General features: G+C 42.6%; 11 protein-coding genes and 1 riboswitch. All 11 genes read right to left on the bottom strand.

What is annotated here, in order from left to right:
- Positions 1-130: 130 nt before the first annotated feature.
- The 11 genes from gnpA to DWW77_RS18560 all read right to left on the bottom strand — a co-directional run bounded on the left by gnpA (position 131) and on the right by DWW77_RS18560 (position 15,334).
- Positions 131-2,293 carry a 1,3-beta-galactosyl-N-acetylhexosamine phosphorylase gene (gene gnpA / locus DWW77_RS13570; protein WP_118608897.1) on the bottom strand — a complete coding sequence of 721 codons (2,163 nt, stop codon included), beginning with the start codon at positions 2,291-2,293 and terminating at the stop codon, positions 131-133.
- Positions 2,294-2,327: 34 nt separating this feature from the next.
- The gene (locus DWW77_RS13565; RefSeq protein ID WP_059085457.1) at positions 2,328-3,443 is read right to left on the bottom strand and encodes a phosphotransferase enzyme family protein; all 1,116 of its coding nucleotides are present in this window, start codon (positions 3,441-3,443) and stop codon (positions 2,328-2,330) included.
- Positions 3,444-3,533: 90 nt separating this feature from the next.
- Positions 3,534-5,558, bottom strand: coding sequence for a beta-galactosidase (locus tag DWW77_RS13560; RefSeq protein WP_118608896.1), 2,025 nt, complete (start codon positions 5,556-5,558; stop codon positions 3,534-3,536).
- 172 nt (positions 5,559-5,730) lie between these two features.
- Positions 5,731-6,561, bottom strand: a complete 831-nt coding sequence (locus tag DWW77_RS13555; RefSeq protein WP_173723223.1) for a carbohydrate ABC transporter permease — start codon at positions 6,559-6,561, stop codon at positions 5,731-5,733.
- A complete protein-coding gene (locus DWW77_RS13550) occupies positions 6,554-7,453 on the bottom strand; it encodes a carbohydrate ABC transporter permease (protein ID WP_022426329.1) in 900 nt (299 codons plus the stop codon). Before DWW77_RS13550 ends, DWW77_RS13555 begins: the two co-directional genes overlap by 8 nt.
- Before the next feature lie 90 nt (positions 7,454-7,543).
- On the bottom strand, positions 7,544-8,833 hold the full coding sequence (locus DWW77_RS13545) for an ABC transporter substrate-binding protein (RefSeq protein WP_118608895.1): 1,290 nt from the start codon (positions 8,831-8,833) through the stop codon (positions 7,544-7,546).
- A 319-nt stretch (positions 8,834-9,152) separates the two neighbouring features.
- Entirely contained in the window at positions 9,153-9,665 is a 513-nt protein-coding gene (locus DWW77_RS13540) for a DUF6106 family protein (RefSeq protein WP_118608894.1), read from the bottom strand.
- 87 nt (positions 9,666-9,752) lie between these two features.
- Complete coding sequence (locus DWW77_RS18355) at positions 9,753-10,688, bottom strand: helix-turn-helix domain-containing protein (protein WP_270483508.1); 936 nt, start codon at positions 10,686-10,688, stop codon at positions 9,753-9,755.
- Between the two features lie 157 nt (positions 10,689-10,845).
- Entirely contained in the window at positions 10,846-11,946 is a 1,101-nt protein-coding gene (locus tag DWW77_RS13530) for a glycerol dehydrogenase (RefSeq protein ID WP_044961632.1), read from the bottom strand.
- A gap of 181 nt (positions 11,947-12,127) precedes the next feature.
- On the bottom strand, positions 12,128-14,074 hold the full coding sequence (locus tag DWW77_RS18565) for a hybrid sensor histidine kinase/response regulator (protein ID WP_353616940.1): 1,947 nt from the start codon (positions 14,072-14,074) through the stop codon (positions 12,128-12,130).
- 15 nt (positions 14,075-14,089) lie between these two features.
- The gene (locus DWW77_RS18560; RefSeq protein WP_353616938.1) at positions 14,090-15,334 is read right to left on the bottom strand and encodes a PAS domain-containing protein; all 1,245 of its coding nucleotides are present in this window, start codon (positions 15,332-15,334) and stop codon (positions 14,090-14,092) included.
- A gap of 232 nt (positions 15,335-15,566) precedes the next feature.
- Positions 15,567-15,657, bottom strand: a riboswitch (cyclic di-GMP riboswitch).
- Positions 15,658-15,914 lie beyond the last annotated feature (257 nt).

The following is a 15,914-nucleotide window of genomic DNA, read 5'->3' as shown; positions in this document are numbered from 1 at the left end:
TTTCTCTATTACAACAGCTTTGTTTTCCTACTTTTAGAATGGATTTATTATATTATAAGTTTTTTTCTCTGTCAACGCCCTCAGACAATTTCACAGCTTTTCTTTATCAGTAAACCTGTATCCTGCTTTCTCAGATCTGATACCAGCGGATCTCATTAGCTTCCAGATGAAGGTCAAAGCTCTTTCCATCCCCTGTGTAAACCGTAGTGTCCTGTGGCTCATAGGTGTTGTTTACCACACAATACTTTTTATTTTTCACATAAGCATGTACTTCCACATTATAATTGGAAGAAAACCAGCAGAAAAGCTCATTTTCTGCCGCTGCTGACCAGAGCACAGCACGATAAAGGATACGGCTGTTGCAGAAGCTGTACGGAAGTCCGCTGATGTAAACACCTCTGCCTTTTCCGAAGGTTTTTACTGCCATCTGGACTTCCTGATCTTTCTGGATAAGGATCTTCGTATCTGGAAGTGCGAAGATATTCTTTTTCCCCTCACCGAAATCTACGGTTCCGTCTGTATCCTTCAGGATAAAATGATCTTTATGCTCTTCCCAGTTGTATTTATCGGTATTAAGATTAAATCCTCTTTCTTCCTCTACACCAAGGATGTCATCCAGCTGGAAGAATTTTCCCTGCCACTGATGAGCTGCCGGTTCACCGACGCCAATAAATCCGCCGCCATTATAGACAAATTTCCGCACTGCTGTAAGGATTTCCGGATCTGCCCAGTTCTCACCACCGGACTGTGCAGTGTCCGCATCACCTACATTGATGATCACATCAAAATCATTCAGTAGATCTTTATCCTCACGGATATCGTCAAAGCTGATAAAGGAAACATCAAAAGGCGCACCACTTAATGCCTCGATAATTCCGAAATAGGAATAGTTCTGCTTGTAATAGATGGCATGATGTACCATATGGTTGCCCCAGGAGCGCATTTTTCCCCAGCAGTTTAAAACAGCCACACGTTTTACGCAGTACGGTGTGGTTCCCTGGATATTGTCGTAGAGCACACGGAATTCCTGGCAGACTTCCTTGATATACTGTACAAAATCCGGAAATTCCAGAGCCAGTTTCAGATAACCGCCGTATCCAATTCTCTGGATCGGACTTCGAAGGATAGCTCTTCTTGCAGTCACCCAGTTTACTTTTGCCTCTTTTACAGGATCCCCGCCCTCATGGAAGGTGTCCGGGAAAAAGTACGGCAGAAATCTTCCCTCTGTATATTTTACATGTTTAATATCACTGAACAAACGTAGGGTCGCTCCGTTTCCGACGCTTCCCACTACCGCATCCAGCCCGATGGAAGCAAACTCATCCATAAAGGGCTCCATACCGATCCAGTGATCGCCCATGAACATCATGGCCTCTTTTCCGTATTCATGGACAATGTCTACCATTTCCTTTGCAAGCTTCGCCACTTCCCGTCTCTGGAAGGCCTGGAAATCTTTAAACTCTTTTGATGGGATCCGATAAGTGTTGTTCATATATCCCTGATCAATGATAAACTCCGGACGGAACTTATATCCCACTTCCTGCTCAAACTGTTCCAGGATATAGGGGCTCACCGAAGCGGAATACCCGAACCAGTCTACATATTTTTCCCGTGCCATCTCATCAAAGATCAGTGTGAACTGGTGAAAAAAGGTAGTAAATCGTACTACATTCACATAATCATGGGAATCCAGAAATCTGCGGAGGCGATCCATGGAATGTGCACGTGTTGCGGGCTGACGCACATCAAAAGTGATCTGAGGCTCTACATCCTTCCAGTCATTGACAACTGCATTGTACATATGTACCGGATCCCACATGATATATGCAAGAAAACTTACCGTATACTCATGAAACTCTTTCGCCGGCCTGATCACAACATTTCCGTTTTTTTCATCGTATGACCATTCCTCTGTACTGACAGCTTCCCCTGTAGTCCGGTCAATGACTTCCCACCATCTTCTGATATCATCTCTTGTATTCACAGCCAGCATATCCGGATACAGATGATCCATCAGATGGATTTCCAGAGTATCCGACACTGCCGTGTGAAAGGATGTCATGATATACATCTGCTGGATTTCTTCCGGATGGGCCTTTGCCCAGGCATTATCCTTTCTGGTGGTATAATAAGTTGCATAAATCTTTGCGCCGGTTTTCTTCAACTCTGCCGGAAATTCCGTTCCGTCACAGTCACGGATGGCATCTGCACCCCACTCGTCCAGCATTTTCAGTGTCTCCGGAATCACATCCAGATCTGTCGGAATAGTCACTCTTCCTTTTGTTTCGCTCATCGCTTTACCTCCATTGTAAAAACCCCTGTTTTTTTTATTTCTGATATTTTTTCACGATCGTCTGCATAGTATCCCATTTCTGTTCCATATCAGCCACCAGCTTAAACTGTGTGCGGCAGCGGTCTAGATTGTGTTCTTCCCGGTCGATCTTAAAATAATGATCTCCTTCCAGATAATCGGTAAGAAAGCGAATGCCGCATTCATAAGTCATCACCTTAGCTCCCATGGGAAGCATCTCGATCTCTTTTGCACTGAGCTTATCTCCACAGCTTTCCAGAAAGCCTTTTACATAGATTTCATAGAGCTCCATATCACAGGAAACTTTGCTTAAATCTTTCTCATCCTCCAATGCAGTGCTGGCCCCGAAACGAATGGAATCTCCAAAATCATTCATGGCAAGTCCCGGCATAACCGTGTCCAGGTCCACTACACAGATTCCCCTTCCTGTTTCCAGGTCGATCATAACGTTATTCAGCTTCGTATCGTTGTGTGTTACCCGAAGGGGCACCTCACCTTTTGCCAGAAGCTCACCGAATACATTTGCCAGATACTCATGCTGAAACGCAAATGCGATCTCTTCTTTTACGGATGCGGCACGATGGCAGCTGTCCTTCTCTATGGCATTTTTCAAAGTCTGAAAACGTTTCTTTGTATCATGGAAATCCTTTATCGTTTCATGCAGAGTCTCTGCCGGGTAATCCGCCAGCATTTCCTGGAATTTTCCAAATGCAACTGCACTTTCATAAAAATCCTCCGGTTTTTCCGCCAGATCATAGCTTACTGCGTCGGTAATAAAAATATAAGCTCTCCAGCATTCTCCGTTTTCATCTGTCAGGAATGCCTTCCCGTCCTTTGTCGGAATCAGGTTCAGAACCTCCCGTTCCGGATCTCCTCCCTTCTGAAGAACTTTCTTTTTCAGATGCCTGGTGACTCCGGCAATGTTCTCCATCAGTTCTTCCGGTTTCTGAAAGATCTCCCGATTGATCTTCTGAAGGATCACCTTAATGGACCCCATCTCTCCGATCCGATATCTAAGCATATAGGTTTCGTTGATATGCCCGCTTCCGCAGGGGCCGCAGGAAACCAGTTCTCCGGTAAATGCAAACTGATCCGCTATTCTTTTTATCTTTTCTTTTGGTGTACCTGCCATTTTACCTTCTCTTTCCCAGACAGCAGTAAAAAGCATACCGTCCGAAACCAAATATGCTTTATACTTTTTGCTGTGATTTTTTTACTATGATTATTTTTTCCGCTTTAAGATCCTGGTGGCAAGCGGAGCCATATTTTCATCCGTTGATCCGTAGAGAACTTCGTAATCCCCCGGGACAGAAACCGTTTCTGTCTTTTCTCCGAAATTCTGGATAAACAGATATTCCGTATCCTCATTTTCTCTGGTTGTCACAGAAATACCTTCCGGTATAAATGTAAGCGGCATCTTCACGCCTGCTTCCTCTGCTGCCCTTCCCAGAAAATCCTCATAAAAGGCTGCTTCCATATCTGCCGCCACATAATAAACATGGCCCTTTCCGTATTTCTTGTGAGTCAGTACCGGATACCCCTGATAGAAATCCCTTCCATAACGCAGCAGTACTTCCGCATCGGAAACCTTTGCAAGCTCACAGAGATTTTTGCAGGTATAGCTTTCTGTAATTCTGAGATGATTTCCTGTTTCCGGGATACCTACGTTTTCTTCCCAGTCATAAAGTGCATCGATTTCTTCCGTACGGATACCAGCTGCTTCCATCAGTCCGTGAGGGGTTCCCTCCAGATAGCATTTATCTGTTTCATCTACAAGTCCGGACCAGTAGGAAATTACCAAAGTACCACCGTTTTTTGCAAAAGTGCGAAGCTTTTCGGCATATCCATGATAAAACATGTCGGCCATCGGTGCCGTTACCAAACGGTACCGGGACAGCTCATGTTCCATATTGATGATATCTGTATTATAGCCTTTTCTTCGGAGAGCACGATACTGTTTCAGTACAGTTTCCTGATAATGCATATCCTCGTTTCGAGGTCCCTGCGCATCCTTCAGCGCCCAGTCATTTTCCCGGTCATAGAGAACAGCCACCGGAGACTTCGTCACGCTTCCAGCAGTTTCCCGGATCTGCTCCAACGCTTCTCCTACCTCTGTCACTTCGCGGAAAATACGAGTATCATCCCCACCGTAGTGATCGATCACCGCACCATGGAATTTCTCAGAGGCTCCCTGGCTCTGACGAAGCTGGAAATACAGAACACTGTCTGAACCATGAGCAACTGCCTGCAGAGAGGCAGCCAGATGTATTCCTGGTTTTTTCAGCTTGTTGATAGGCTTCCAGTTGGTCGCAGAGGGACAGGATTCCATCAGAAGAAACGGTGCTTTCTTGATGCTTCGCATAAGATCATGCTGCATGGCTCCGTCCAACGCTGTGGTATAATTGTCTTTTTTATGCCAGCTTGGATAATTATCCCAGGATGCAATATCCATAACATCCTTAAATTTTTTATAGTCCAGTCCGTTGTAGTCATACATCAGATTGGCGGTTGCCGGAAGCTCGGAACCACCTGCACGGATCGCAGAAATCTCATGCTTCATAAAATCCACAGTCCTGTCTGTAACAAAACGTTTCCAGTCCAAGGTAAGTGCATGAAGAGCATTTTCCCCCTTTGGCGAAGGACTTTCGATCTGATCAAAGCTGTTATAGGTATGGCTCCAGAACGTTGTGCACCAGCTGGAATTTAAATTTTCGATGGTCCCGTATTTTTCTTTCAGCCATTCCCGGAATTTTTCCCGGCACAGAGGACAGTGGCATTCTCCGCCATATTCATTGGAAATATGCCACAAAAGCACTGCGGGATGTTTTCCGAAACGTTCAGAAAGCTTCTTATTAATATTGTAGACTTTTTCCCTGTATACTGGAGAAGTATAACAGTGATTATGTCTTCCACCGAAAAATCTTCTTGTGCGATCCGGATCCATGCGAAGAACTTCTTCATATTTATCTGCCATCCATTTCGGTCTTGCTCCGGAAGGTGTGGACAGGATCGTATAAATCCCTTCTTTATACAGATTATCGATCACCTCTTCCAGCCAGTCAAAGTTATATTTCCCCTCTTCCGGTTCCAGCACCGCCCAGGAAAACATTCCCATGGAAACGGTATTGATATGGGCTTTTTTGAAATATTCGATATCTTTTTTCAGAATATCCGGTCTGTCCAGCCACTGCTCAGGGTTGTAATCGCCGCCGTGCAGATAATGGTCATATCTGATCTGCTCTGCCATTTTTTTATCTCCTTATGATTTGATTCGCATCAAGCGGACAAAAGCACCCGCTTCGCTACGAAGCTTTATACCAGACACCTGCTCTGGTCAAGAAAAGGATACTGCATAATTCAGTTAAAGCATATTATACAATATACCTAAAGATTTCAGCAGCATCCTTTTTGTTTTAAAATTATTTTACAGCTCCAGTAATACCCTCTGCGAACTGTTTCTGTAATACGAAGAATACGATCATAGTCGGAATGGAACAGAATAATACGCCGCACATCAGCATGCCGTAATCCGTTACATATCCTGTGATCAGATTGGCGATCAACATCGGCATGGTCATCGCCTTATTATCTGTCATGATTACCTTCGGCCACAGATAGGAATTCCATGCATTCATAAATGTGATAACTGCTGCCGCCGCATAAGTAGATTTCATAGTCGGGATAAACATCTGGAAAAAGATCCTTACCTCACTTAATCCGTCAATCCGTGCTGCCTCAATGATATCGATAGGAAATGCTCTGGCATTCTGACGGAACATCATGATCATAAATGGTGTGGAAATGATCGGAAGGATAAAACCTACCGCTGTATTTAAGAGTCCGGCTTTTGAAAACATCTTAAATAAAGGAACCATCGTTGCAACCTGCGGAACCATCATTGCAAGAAGCAGGATGGAAAACAGTCTGTCTTTCCATCTGTCATGATATACCTCAAAGCCATAACCTGCGATAGAACAGATCAGAAGGCAGATCACTGTAGTAAGAACTGCATAAAACAGAGAGTTTCCAAGAGCTCTCCACAGCGGCTGCTGTGCAGTCAGGTTTTTAAAGTTCTGCATAAAATATGTACCCGGAAGGATACGGCCTCTGGATACATCTGTGGATGTATTGGTTGCCGCAGAGATCATCCAGTACAGTGGAAATACAGAGATAAATGATACGATGATCAGAAAAATATATGTAGGGATCAATCTTCTCTGAATTGCGGATTTATTCTTTTTCTCAGTCACGTGTATCACCTACTTTCAAATTGATAAAGGCCAGGATCGCTACCATGATAAATATGATAAATGACATTGCTGCCGCATATCCGAAGTTTGGCACGTTGATGAAACATGTATTATAAACATAATGGGACATTGTGATGGTTGAGTTCGCCGGGCCACCTTTTGTCAGGTTGACAGACTCATCAAACAACTGCAGTGTACCATTGATCGACATAATAAATGTCATGATAATTGTCGGTTTCAGAAGTGGTACGGTAATTTTCCAGAAGGTCTTCCAGCCATTGGCACCATCGATCTTTGCTGCCTCGTATACAGAATATTCAATATTCTGAAGACCTGCCAGATAGAACACCATGTTATATCCTGTCCATCTCCAGATCAGTGCGATGATGATCACGATCTTTGCACTTGTGGAGTTACCCAGGAAGTTATAGCCAGTTGTTAAAATTCCAAGTTTGATCAGGATGCTGTTGATCAGACCGTCTGTTGCAAACATAGAACGGAAGATCAGAGAATAAGATACAAGAGATGTTGCACATGGAAGAAATACACATGTACGGAAAAAGCCTTTAAATTTCAGATCCTTGTTATTCAGAAGCTGTGCAAGCAGGATCGCAAGGACCAGCATGATCGGTACCTGAATAATAAGATACAGGAAAGTATTGACGATGGACTGCTGGAATACCTTATCCATCATGATACGTTTATAGTTACTGAAGATCGGATCCGCAAACCTCATGTTTGCTCCGGCACCTGTCTGTAAAGAAATGATAAATGCACGGATCATCGGATAAAAACTCATGACAGCGATCATGATCGTTGCCGGTGCCAGAAAGATCCAGCCTGCCGCTCTCTGTTTCGCTACCAGAGACATGCCACTTTTTTTGGAATTCACAGGAACTCCTCCTTTCAAACATCTAAACCTTTACATAAGACAAGGGACTGCATGCAGTCCCCTGCTTTGTATTTCTTTAATATTTCAGCTTTACTCTGTCATCTTGAATGCCAGTGTATCCTGTGCTTCCTGAAGTGCAGATTCTTTGTCTGTGCCATTTACGATATTAACAACAGCTGTGTTGATGCACTCTCTTGCCTCATAGTGGTACGGAGTTTTTGTAAATTCCGGAATGTGTGAAGAGTACTCTACAATTGTTGAGAAGATCGGCTGGTTATTGAAGAACTCGCTTGGCTCATTGTAAACCTCAGACTCACCAGCCGGCAGGTAGCAGGAAATTGCACCTGTTTCCGGAAGGATTGCATCATAGAAGTCTGTGCTGGAACCAAATGTGCTTGCAAGGAAGTCCTCAGCAAGCTCTACATTCTTGCAGTTGGATGTAATGTACCAGGAAGATCCGCCATTGTTTGCATAGTTTGTAGCTGTATCAACGCCGTCAACCTTCGGCATTGTTGTGATCTGCCACAGACCCTTCTGATCCTCTGTTCCCATCAGTGTAGCTGTGATCCAGTTACCGTTAACGATACCGGCAGCCTCTCCGCCTGTGATTGTGGAGATGTACTCATCCCAGTTATTTACTAATTTAACAACATTGTTCTTTACAAGATCCACATAAAGATCTACGCATTTCTCTGCTACATCGTTGCCAACGATATAAGCCTCTCCGTCATCATTTACGAAGTTTGCTCCACAGGACTGGATCATCATCATCAGAGTATCGCCACCTGTTGCTTCACTTGTAAGGAGATATTTACCTGTTTTTTCGTGAACGTCTTTTCCGATCTCCATGAATTTGCTCCATGTGATATCTGTAAGATCATCAATGGTATATCCTGCTTCTTCCAGGATATCTGTACGATAGCAGGCAATTGTTGCACCGTTATCAAACGGAACTCCGTAATGTGTGTCATCTACCATGGAGTAGGACTGTTTCAGTTTTCCGAAATCATCCCAGTTGATATCCATATCCTTCAGATCTGTAAAAGCATCCGGATAACTCTTCAGATATTTCTGATAGCTGTTGTCCTGCATCAGAACGATGTCCGGAAGTGTGCTGTAATCTCCGGCGTTTGCTGCTGTTGTAAGTTTGGTCTGGCAGTCATCAGAAGATGTCTCAACTACATCAACCTTGAATCCTTCGTGATCCTTTGCATACTGCTCACCTGCAATATTCATAGCCTTGATGTTGAAGTTCTGATCCCATGCCCATACAGTCAGGGTGTTATCGTCATCACCTTTTGCATATACTGCTGTAGTAGTTGCAGCAAAAGACATTGCCATGATACCTGTCATTAATACTGCGAGTAATTTTTTCTTCATTTACTTTTCCTCCTTTATTAAGCATTTCCCGTTTGCTTATGAATAGATTATAGCATCCGTATTTCCTCTATAGTTTGCAGAATTGTTCATATAATGTGCAATTTCAACCATTTTATTGATTGTGCACTATTATCCAGCTATATTTTTACAAAAAATATGCACTTTGAGGATTTTCTCTTTTTACGTTCGTCAAAATTTCAAAAAAAGCCTCCTTTTTCGACATTATGCAAACATTTTTCGTCAAAAAAGAAGACTTTTGTTTCTATTTCATAAAATTTCATATTGTTTTTTATATATATTTCACAAACATTTCTGTATATTATGCAAAATAAACCCTTTCAGGGAACTGTGTTTTCATCGTATGCAGCATTTCCTCTGTCAGATCCAGAAGAAGTTTTATTTTACGTCCATCTTCCTGAATGATCATGGTATAGTAAGGCACATCATCTTCATAAGAGGTATAATCGTATTTTTTCAGTTTCTCCGTTCCGGTATTCTTTTTATATTTTGCCACTTTTTCATGATAGTGAGGTGCTGTCACTTCCATCTCCTCAAGATTCAGCACGTGAGCTGTTTTACGATATTTTTTTCCATAGATCACATCTATGGTCAGTTGTCCGTTTTCCATGGTATATTCATAGTCTCTCTGGCTGAATATGTCATAAACAAAATATAGCAGCGCCAGAAGAAATCCCGGAAGCATAAATGCCTGAGAGATCGTGATACCCATCAGTACAAAAATCACCGCAAAGATCACCATTACTTTTCTGAGAGTTCCTGACATATGTTTCTTTTTTCTGGAGACCTGCTCCACAATCCTGTAATCGTACATTTCTTACCTCTTTCTATCCGCCTGATCCACATACAGTCTGATATTTCTATTCTGTCGTGACAGATCCACAGATCTGGTTTTGTTGTTTTACCAGCCTTCCTCTGAATGGATGTCAAACTTAAGAAGCTGCTGTTCATAGTTCTCCGGACGTTTTCTCCACTCCAGAGGTGTCATTCCCGTAACCTGACGAAAATTCCGGTTAAATGTGGAATTGGTGGTAAAACCACACTTATGTGCTATATCTGCAATTGGCTGATCTGTTTTTTTCAGATAATCACAGGCCGCCTGGATACGGATCGTATTGATATATTCCAGCGGACTCATCTTCATGTAAGTCGTAAATATCCGGCGCAAATGAGTTTCACTGATATGACAGTATTCTGCCAGTTCGTCAATACGAAGATCCTCCATGTAATGATCAGAAATATAATCCTGGAACCTGGATATCATATCCATGACTTTTCCTCTGCCTTCGCTGTAACGTTCTTCGCCTGAATCCCGGTTTATCCTTGCGATTTCCACAAGAAGCGATGCCAAAACTCCCTTAGCTTCTTCCAGATAAAATTCCTCTCCATCCCGCATGATATCCAGGATCTTAAGGATCTTACCTGCCATGGATCGGTTTTCTTTTTCATTCAGAAAAAGTGATCTGGAGTTGATCCGCTGAACGATTTTTTCTTTTTTTACTGAATTATTAATAAATTTATCCAGGAATCCTTCTACATCAATAAAAAGATACTCCCAGCGGCTGATAGTTCCAATATCACTGTTTGTGGTATGTGGATAATTGAATGGGATCACCGTAAAATCCCGGTCATGAAACTGTACCTTATCCTCTCCAAGTATCATAAATCCCTGTCCTTCATAGCAGAATCCGATTTCCAGATAATTATGAAAATGGAGATAATCGATATCGTTCCCATAATTCTGAACCCACTTCTGTCCAAGCAATGCAAGGATGGGGCTCCCCTCCGGCATCTTATAATATCGAAGCTCCATTTTGGGTTTTCGTTTTTTTGCCACAGATATTCCTCCGTATGTTTTCTGTTCCAATATTTACTGATCTTTCTGTTATATTACAGCCATACATAAAAAAAAGCAACCTGCAGGATAACAATACTTGATAACTCTTGTTTCTGCAGATTGCAATTTTTATATCAGCTATTTACTTTTTATCTGTTTATTCCTCATCCAGGTAATATCTTCCATATGCATCTGCCGCTTTGATTGCTGCAAATACAGTTTCCGGTGTAACTTCAAATGGCATGTTGTGAAGTGTATCATTCTCCGCACATGCAGTTGTGGCAACTTCCATAAGCTGCTCATCCGTTACCTTCCCAGCTCCAAGCTCTGCCAGAGTAACAGGAAGTCCTACTTCAATGCACCATAAGATGATCTCTTCCAGATCTTCCTGGGGAATATTCTCCAGTACCAGCTGTGTGATGGTTCCGAATGCAACTTTTTCTCCATGATACATATGATGGCATTCTTCCAGTACAGTAAATCCGTTATGGATCGCATGTGCACCTGCAAGTCCTGCACTTTCAAAACCAATTCCAGAAAGAAGTGTATTAGCCTCAATCACTTTCTCAACTGCCGGTGTGCATACGCCTGCTTCCAGAGCTATCTTAGCTTTTACGCCCTCATCCATCAAGGTATTAAAGCAAAGTTCAGCCAGTGCCATGGCAGCCTCTGTTGTCTTACCTCCTGCACAGGAAGTTGCTCCGCTTCTCTTGCATGCCCTTGCCTCAAAATATGTTGCCAGTGCATCTCCCATACCAGCCACAGTAAGACGAACCGGCGATTTGGTGATGATATCTGTATCCATCAGAACAAGATTCGGATTCGCCGGAAGAAACAGATATTTTTCAAAAACTCCTTCTTCTGTATAAATAACAGACAAAGCACTGCAAGGGGCATCTGTAGATGCGATCGTCGGACAGATAAATACCGGTGTTCCCGCATAGTATGCAACTGCCTTCGCTGTATCAAAGATCTTTCCTCCACCAATACCAATGGTAAGATCACACTGCTCATCTTTTACGATCTTTACCAGACGATCAATCTCACTGTTACAGCATTCTCCGTTAAAATAATCAAAAACCACCTCACAGGTACTCTCAGCAAAGCTCTCTTCGATCGTTTTACCGATTCTTTTATATCCGCCTTTACTGATCAGAACCAACGCTTTTTTTCCGCTCTTTGCAGCATAAGTTCCAAGATTCTTCATTTCTCCCGCACCCTGTAAATATTTGGACGGACTGATTAAAATTTTCGCCATTTTTATACTTCCTTTCTTTGTTTTCAGAAGTCAGCCTCCGCATCCAGCTTTTATATTTATATTATAATTGCTGTATTTTTTTATTGCAAGGAGTATTTGAGGATTTATGCAGCATCACCTGAGTTACTGTTACTGTTCACTCTGTTCCTAGTAATATACTTTGTGATCACATGAAAATCAGTTACAGCCAGCTTTCCAGAACATCATTCAGCTTATTCATATCCAGCGGTTTCGCGATATGTCCATTCATGCCTGTATTTTTGGCCAGCTGTACATCTTCTGCAAAAGCATTGGCAGTCATGGCAACAATAGGCAGTTTTCCCTTTTCACCCGGAAGGCTCCTGATTGCTGCAGTTGCCTCATAACCATTCATGACAGGCATTTGGATATCCATAAAAACAAGATCATACAATCCTTCCGGAGAAGCTTCCACTTTTTCAACTGCAATTTTCCCATTTTCTGCCGTTTCCACTTTTGCACCTGTCATCTGCAAAATTTCACCAGCAATTTCTCTGTTCAACTCATTATCCTCAACCAGCAGAATTCTTTTTCCCGTGTAGTCTGATTCTGACAGCTTCTCCAGATAATTTCTTGCCGTTTTTTCTTTTCTTCCTGAAGTAAACTGCCGCAGTGTTGCCGTCAGCCGGGAACGGAACAGCGGTTTTGCAATAAAAGCATCTACACCTGCAGTCTTTGCTTCTTCTTCAATTTCGCTGAATTCATAGGATGTCAGTACAATGATGGGGATCTCTTTTCCTATCCGTTTCCGGATCTGTCTGGCAGTTTCTATACCATCCATCTCCGGCATCTTCCAGTCTAAAATAACAGCAAAGTAATCATCTTTCAACTCATGCCGTGCATAACAGCGCTCAACCGCTTCCCTGCCAGAGAGAACCCATTCACCCATAATACCGATTTCCTTTAATGTTGCAACTGTACTTTCACAGCATGTCCTATCATCATCCACAACCAGGACCGGCAGATTCATCAGATTTCTGTCCTGTTCTTTTTCTTTTTCCTGAAGCTCCAGATAAATTGTTACTGTGATTTTAGTTCCCTTGTGCAAGGTACTGTCCACTTTAATAGTGCCATTCATCAGGTTCACAATATTTCTGCTGATTGCCATTCCCAGACCAGTTCCCTGGACTCTGGTTGTCCGGTGGTCATCCGCGCGGCTGAACGGCTCAAACATGATTTTCTGGAATTCCGGTGACATACCGATTCCATTATCCTCAATCGTAAATTCATAGCATCCAAGTTCTGAAAATCCATTTGGCTTTTCCTCTATGGAAAAAATAATATTCCCGCCATCCGGTGTATACTTGATCGCATTACTCATCAGATTCACAAATACCTGCTGAATCCTCAAGCTGTCACCACAGACAGCCTCATGTTCAATATGATTGATGTGTATATCAAAATTATGTTTATGTTCATCAAGCACCGGTTTCGTAAGTGTAATAAGATTATCTACCAGCTCTGACAGATTGAAATCTTCCTGTGCCAGTGTCATTTTTCCACTTTCAATACGTGCCATATCCAATACTTCATTGATCAGCCCCAGCAGATGGCGGCTTGATTCTGTGATCTTGCCGAGGCATTCAATGACTCTGTCCTGGCTCTCAACATTTGCTCCTGCGATTGCTGTCAGACCCACAATCGCATTCATTGGTGTCCGGATATCATGGGACATATTGGAAAGGAATTCTGTTTTCGCACGATTTGCATTTTCTGCGGACCGGTAAGCCTCTTTCAGTGCCTGACGGGATTCAATCTCTGCTTTCTTCTCCTGTGTCACATCCATGGATGCCAGCAATACCTTTTCCAGCTTTCCATTCTTCCATTCCAAGGGAATATAAGAAGCGATTTTATAAGTCTTTTCATCCAGGCTGCAATACTCAAACTTATAAATATCATTTTCACTTTTCAGTTTTTTCCGAATATTATCCGGGGCTATCAGGATATCGATAGCTTCCAATGGTTCCAGTGTCTTATATTTTTCAAGAACCTGCATCTGAAAATCATGATAAAATCCCAGAGGTTTATATATCATCTGTCCATTCAGATTGTAGAATTCATATCTGTCATTTTCCAGATCACAGACAACAAAGCGGTCAACCAGACGCACTATGCTCTGGATCAGCTACTCCATGGAAGCATTATCTGCTGCCATCTGCAGATGCCGTGCGCTCTCTACCTTTGTCTCTGTGATATCACGCAGAAAGATCATGGCATATTCTGAATCCTCTATTTCGCCACGTATGACCACATTGCGGACCCATCGTTCTTCTCCATTCAGAGTGATACGGCACTCTAAAGCCAATTCGGTTTCCAGCCCCTTCAGCCTTTCTGCAATATAACCACGGTCGTAAAAAGAGGATACCGCCTTCTTATCTGTCTCCACAACATAGGAATCCACAAAATGCCGGATCAATTCATCCCACGTATGACTCTGTTCAAAGACGGTCATCAGGGACGGTTCAACCTTAAAGGTATCAAAAGTATTCGCTTCCAGATTCACATAATACTCGCACAAATCTGCTTTCGTAAAAGCCCGGTGGAAAGCAGCAGATTTTTGTGCCTGCATGATTTCTTTTTTCTCCCCATCAATGTTAATAAAAATCCCGGCAATCCTGCTGGCAGAACCATCCAGACGGCGTATTACTTCTGCCGATGCCCGAAACCACTGGTATTGATTATCCTTCATTCTCATACGATACTCTACCTGGTATTTTATCTGGTTCGTCTTATCCTTAATTGCTGCCTGAAGCTGCACCATTACTCTTTCTTTATCCTGTGGATGCAGAAGATCTGACCAGGATTCCAGTTTATTCGGAAAGTCCAGGGTGTCATGATAGCCAAGCATTTTTCGAAATTCATGACTCCAGTTTGCATTCACAATCTCACTGTTTTCGTCACAGTCAAAATACCAGAAGCCGGAACAGATAGCCTCATTGAGCAGTGCCAGATTTACATGATCCCAGTTGACCTGTACGGACATAACCCAGATCTGTCTGCCCGCCTCGTCCGTCGCATCCTCTTTACAAAGCCGTACATTATTCACTGTACCGTCTGCTGCAAGGATCTGTGCTTCCCCTGTTCCGTGAAGCTGCAAAAAACGGTCTCGATCCAGTATATCTTCCTCGTCATAAAAGAAGTTTCTCAATGAGCCTTTTGTCTGTTCCATGAAAGTATCGAATGTATATCCTGTACTATGCAACAGCAGATTATCCACAGACAAAATAGACAGGTTTTGGTCATAAGATCCTGTCATTATACCTACCCCGCCATTATTTTCCAGTGTTTTCTGTACGGCCTGTGACATGGCCTGTGTCTGCCCCGTTACAGTCTCACCTAAGGAATATATTTTGTCTTCATAATTTTTCATTTTATAAAAGTCCTCTCTCCGTCTTATGCCTTCTTCATCCTGCTTTTATCTGTATACAGAAAACCTGTCCCTGCTAGTTTTGTTACCCATTTTTGCATACAAAAAGGACATCTGCCAAAATCTGCCAGTGTCCCTACTATATTCTTTAAAATCACACATCTATATAGTATAAAAGGTATCGGAATCTCTCCTGTTCAAACATCTTTTCCATATATTATGATGATATGGAAACAGTGGCAACCGGCTGACATGGTCAAACTTTCTGACTTTAGTCCCTTCTGGCTTTGCGACCCTGCCTTTCAACAGGTTTGCCTTTAAAATAATTTTCATTTTTTCCAAAAATAAAATACCATGTGGTTTTTCTTACGTCAATAATATTTTGGTGGAAAATTTACATATATTTTAACCGAATCAAGTAACTCCCCTGTGGAGGTTGCGAAAAGCAATAAGCAGTGGGCGAGGACCTCTCGTAACTAACCTCTCATGTCTACCAGGATCACCATCCTCTGACGAGTCCTAAATTGTCGGGTAGAAACACCTATTACTAGGTATATCCCCCACAGATCCGTACGTGCCCAAT

The organism is Ruminococcus sp. AF17-12 (assembly GCF_003479245.1).
GTDB classification, from domain to species: Bacteria; Bacillota; Clostridia; order Lachnospirales; family Lachnospiraceae; genus Blautia_A; species Blautia_A fusiformis.
Note: the sequence above shows the minus strand (reverse complement) of the source record. Positions and strands in the feature narration are given on the sequence as shown.